At 33.7% G+C, this 4,339-nt stretch carries 2 protein-coding genes and 1 pseudogene; all 3 read left to right on the forward strand.

Annotation, left to right across the window (positions count from 1 at the left end):
* Positions 1-183 (forward strand): annotated as a pseudogene (locus Cyrtocomes_RS05450) (IS5/IS1182 family transposase); the annotation flags it as partial.
* 789 nt (positions 184-972) lie between these two features.
* On the forward strand, positions 973-1,893 hold the full coding sequence (locus Cyrtocomes_RS05455) for an Rpn family recombination-promoting nuclease/putative transposase (RefSeq protein WP_322498179.1): 921 nt from the start codon (positions 973-975) through the stop codon (positions 1,891-1,893).
* A 6-nt stretch (positions 1,894-1,899) separates the two neighbouring features.
* The coding region (gene mobF / locus Cyrtocomes_RS05460; protein WP_322498180.1) for a MobF family relaxase at positions 1,900-4,339 on the forward strand (2,440 nt) is incomplete at its 3' end.

A 4,339-nucleotide genomic window follows, 5' to 3' on the forward strand; every position in this document is an offset into this window, starting at 1 on the left:
ACAAACAGAAAAGCTCAACGAGGATACGATAAAGACTTGTATAAGTTGAGACATCTTCTTGAAAATGCGTTTCTTCATCTCAAACGCTGGCGCTGCATTACCAGTCGTTACGCTAAAAATGCCAAATCTTTTTTAGCTGCTGTGCAAATTAGATACATTGCTTTGTGGGCAAAAATCTCGTGACTATACTATTTAGTAATAAATCAGATAAAAAAATGATATAAAGAGTATAATCGGGGATTACGTAAAAAAATTTGAAAAATATAATAATGCTCCTTTAAATGACTTTATGAAGAAGCTTTCGTGGTTAAAACAAGATGAAATAAAAAACCTGAAAGAATTATTATTCAATCAGTGTAGTACAGTAAGAATACACAAGATCCTTGATCTGGCCATTGCATTTAAGAATGAAAAAATGATAAGTGTACAGAGTTACAAAAGAGATTTGGACTCAATAAAAATCATTTAAAAAAGGCTAAAGAAGAATACGGCCTAGATAAATTTACCTTAGAGCGTGAGTTGATCATGGATCGATTCTTTTATTGTTATAATGATGGTAGTGGAGACTTACAGTTTCCTCAAGTTGTTACTTCATGGGGTGGGCCGGGATACCAATATAGAGAATGTATTAGTAACATTATTATAAAAAAATGAAAAAAATAAAAAACACTGAAAATGCCGATTTATTGCTTGTTGCCATTCCGGCGCATGCACCATTATATGAATCAGAATGGAATTATTTGGAAGAAAATTTGAAGAAATGGATATAAAGAAATTTGTGTTGTATTTTGCTCTGATGATAAAAAATTTTTTCAATTTCGGCGTAATTAGCGGATTTTAATCATATTTAATATAGAAAGCTTCATCACAATAATAAGAAGTAAAACAGCCAATAAATTTGCAATACAGCTTTTTCATATGTGATAAAATGGGTTATAATGGTGATGTAGAATTTGGACATCAGTGAGAATTATGACAATAGTAAGATACCTAAACCCAAGGAACGATTTGGTATTCAAAAGGATATTTGGAACAGAGAAGAATAAAGACATCCTCAAAGATTTCTTAAACGATGTAATAACATATGGTCAAAAACCACCTATCAAAGAAGTGACATTACTTAACCCGGTACTTGATCAAGAAACAATGCTGCATAAGCAATCTATAGTGGATGTTTTATGTGAAGATGAAACGGGGGTAAAATACATAGTAGAGATGCAAGTAGCAAAGGTAGGGGGGTTTGAAAAAAGAGCGCAGTACTACGCAGCAAGGGCGTATTGCTCACAAATAGAGAAAGGAGAGCCGTATGAAAACTTAAAAGAAGTGATATTTCTTGCGATAACAGAATATGTAATGTTTCCAAATAAAAAGGATTACAAATCAACACATGTAGTACTTGATTCTAAAACCAAAGAGAGAGACCTAAAGGATTTTTCATTTACATTTATAGAACTACCAAAATTTACTAAAACAAAGATAGAGGAATTAGAAACACCAGAAGAGAAATGGTGTTATTTTCTAAAGAATGCAAATGATCCTGACGATGATCTCATAAAGAATAGTAAAGAAGTAATCAAAAAAGCATATAGAGAACTAGAGACGCACCACTGGAGCAAAGAGGAGCTGCGTAAATATGAACAGGAGGAAAAGTACGCAAGAGATGCAATGGCAAGAGAGAGGTATGTTATTATGGAGGCAAAATCTGAGGCCAGGGAAGAAGGCGTCAAGGAGGGCATCAAGGAAGGTATGGAGAAGGGTATGGAGAAGGGTATAGAAAAAGGCAAAAACGCAGCAACACTAGAAATAGCAAGGAACCTACTATCACTTTGCGTTGATAAGAAGAAGATAGCAGATTCGACGGGGCTTTCTTTAAAAGAGATAGATGAGCTTTAGGAGTATATGGTTGCCACAATTAAACCAATTCAAAATGCAAAAGAGGCAGCCACATATTTTTACATGCTTGAGGCTAATCAAGAACTTAAAAAGGGTTTCCACCAAAATGATGTAACTAAGGAACTAGGTTTTGCAAATCCTATAAAAGAAAATCTAGAAAAAGTGTTATCTGGAAAGCTCACTAAAGATATAGAGCTTGGCAGGATAGAAAATGGTCAAAAGGTACATCATCCAGGCCAAGAGCTAATACTCTCTGCACCAAAGAGCGTGTCTATCATGGCGCTTGTTGTTGGTAGCGATGAAGTCCTAAATGCTCATGAAAAAGCAGTTGAGAAAACGCTTGATTATGTACAAAGGAACATAATTCATTATCGTATTCAAGCAAATGGCAAAAAAACCATAGAGCAATCAGACAATGCAATAATAGCAAAATTCACTCATCAATCTTCCAGAAGTGTAGATGGAAAAGTGCCAGATCCACAACTTCATACCCATTGCCTAATTGCAAATGCAACAAAAGGCCAAGATGGTATTTACAGATCCGTAGTATTTGATGAGCTTTATAAAAGCAAAATGAACATAGGAGAGATCTATAGGATGGAACTTGCTAAAAACATCAGGGAGCTGGGGTATGATGCTTTAGTTTATAAAGATAAAGGTAGACTAAATTTTGAGATTAAAGGTATTTCAAAAGAGATTATTGATGAATTTTCTAAAAGGAGACAGCAAATACTAGAATTTGCAAAGGAGCATGGAATAGAAGATTCAAAAGGGCTTGCATACGCAGCAAGCGTTACAAGAGGTAAGAAAACGGAGTTCACAGATCTACGGGAGATTTGGAAACAAAAAAATGAATTTAATATACCACAAAAAACAGAGCTTCATCACATCAAAAGATCGAAGGAACAAATCACAAAACTTGCCATAGAGCAGTTATCAGAAAGAGAAGCTGTTTGGAATTATAAGGAACTACATAGAGTGTTAATTCAAAAGAATAGGTCAGATTACTCTATATCTGAGATAGAAGGATACATTAAAGAAGAATCATCTTTAATAAAACTCGCCAATAACAATTATACCTCTAAAGAAAACATCACAATAGAAAAGGAGCTAATATCCCTGATGAAACTAGGTCAGGGTAATCTGAAACCTATACTAAATAAAATGCAACTTTTAGAAAAAACTAGTTTAAATAAAGGCCAAAAAGACGCCATTAGGTTGATATTAACAAGCCGCGATAGAGTGGTTGGTATTCAAGGTATAGCAGGAAGTGGAAAAACCACAATGCTACGCAACTTAAATGAAATACTTAAATCAGATAGAGTAATAGGGCTTGCACCTACAAAATCAGCAACAAAGGTTTTAAAAGAGGAGGCGTCGATGGATGCAGAAACATTGAGTCATTTTTTAATTAAGAATCAGAATATTAGATCTAACTACAATCTTGTGATTCTAGATGAAGCTTCTTTATGTTCAAATTTTCAAGTCAAAAAACTATTAGATCTCAGTTTTAAACATGACTTTAGACTTGTTATGATAGGAGATTCCAAACAACAAGGAGGGGTTGAGGCTGGGAAACCATTTGATTTACTTTGCAAAAACGGAATGCAGAGTGCTAAAATGGGAAAAATACAAAGGCAAAAGAATCCAGATCTTTTAAAAGCAGTATATGCGGCGCACACGGCAATAGATAGCCCTTTTGCTAAAGAATATTTATATGAAGCACTAAGCAATATTAAAAATATCATCAATATCAAAGAAGGAACAAATGAAAATTTTGCAAATGCATGCTATGCGAAGTTCAAAGAAGTTAAAGATCAAAACCCACTCATCATAGTTCCATCTAATGACCTTAAAGATAAGGTAAATCAGCTTATTAGAAAGGAATTTATAGAAGGAGCTTCATTTAATCATGAAATTATACGAAAGCTAGATAGAAGCCAATCAGAGATGAAAGACATCAATGATTATGCTGGGAATGAAATAGTAAAATTTAACCAAGATATCAAAGACTTAGATATCAAGAAAGGAGAGATATTTGAAATAGATAAGATTAATTACGAGACTATAACACTTAAAAATAACCAAAGAAGCTTTGAGTGGAACCCAAAAATGAGCAAATCATTCTCGCTTTATGAGAAAAAAGAAATAGAGCTTGCTAAAGGTGATAGAATAAGGCTTACCCCATCTAATGAGTACATTATCCAAGATATAACCACTGATAATATTACATTAGTGGACAAGCAAGATAAGATCCAAACATTTCAAAAAGATACACTCAAAGAGATAGATTATGCATATTCTAGTACAACATATTCATCTCAAGGAAAGACAGCAAATTGCATAATAGGAATAGCAAGATCCAATGAAAAAATACTAGATTTAACAACGCAAAGATCATTTTATGTAATGCTATCTAGGAGCAGAGAGAATGCATATTTAATCA

The sequence above is a fragment of the Candidatus Cyrtobacter comes genome (assembly GCF_034470605.1).
Taxonomy (GTDB): domain Bacteria; phylum Pseudomonadota; class Alphaproteobacteria; order Rickettsiales; family Midichloriaceae; genus Cyrtobacter; species Cyrtobacter comes.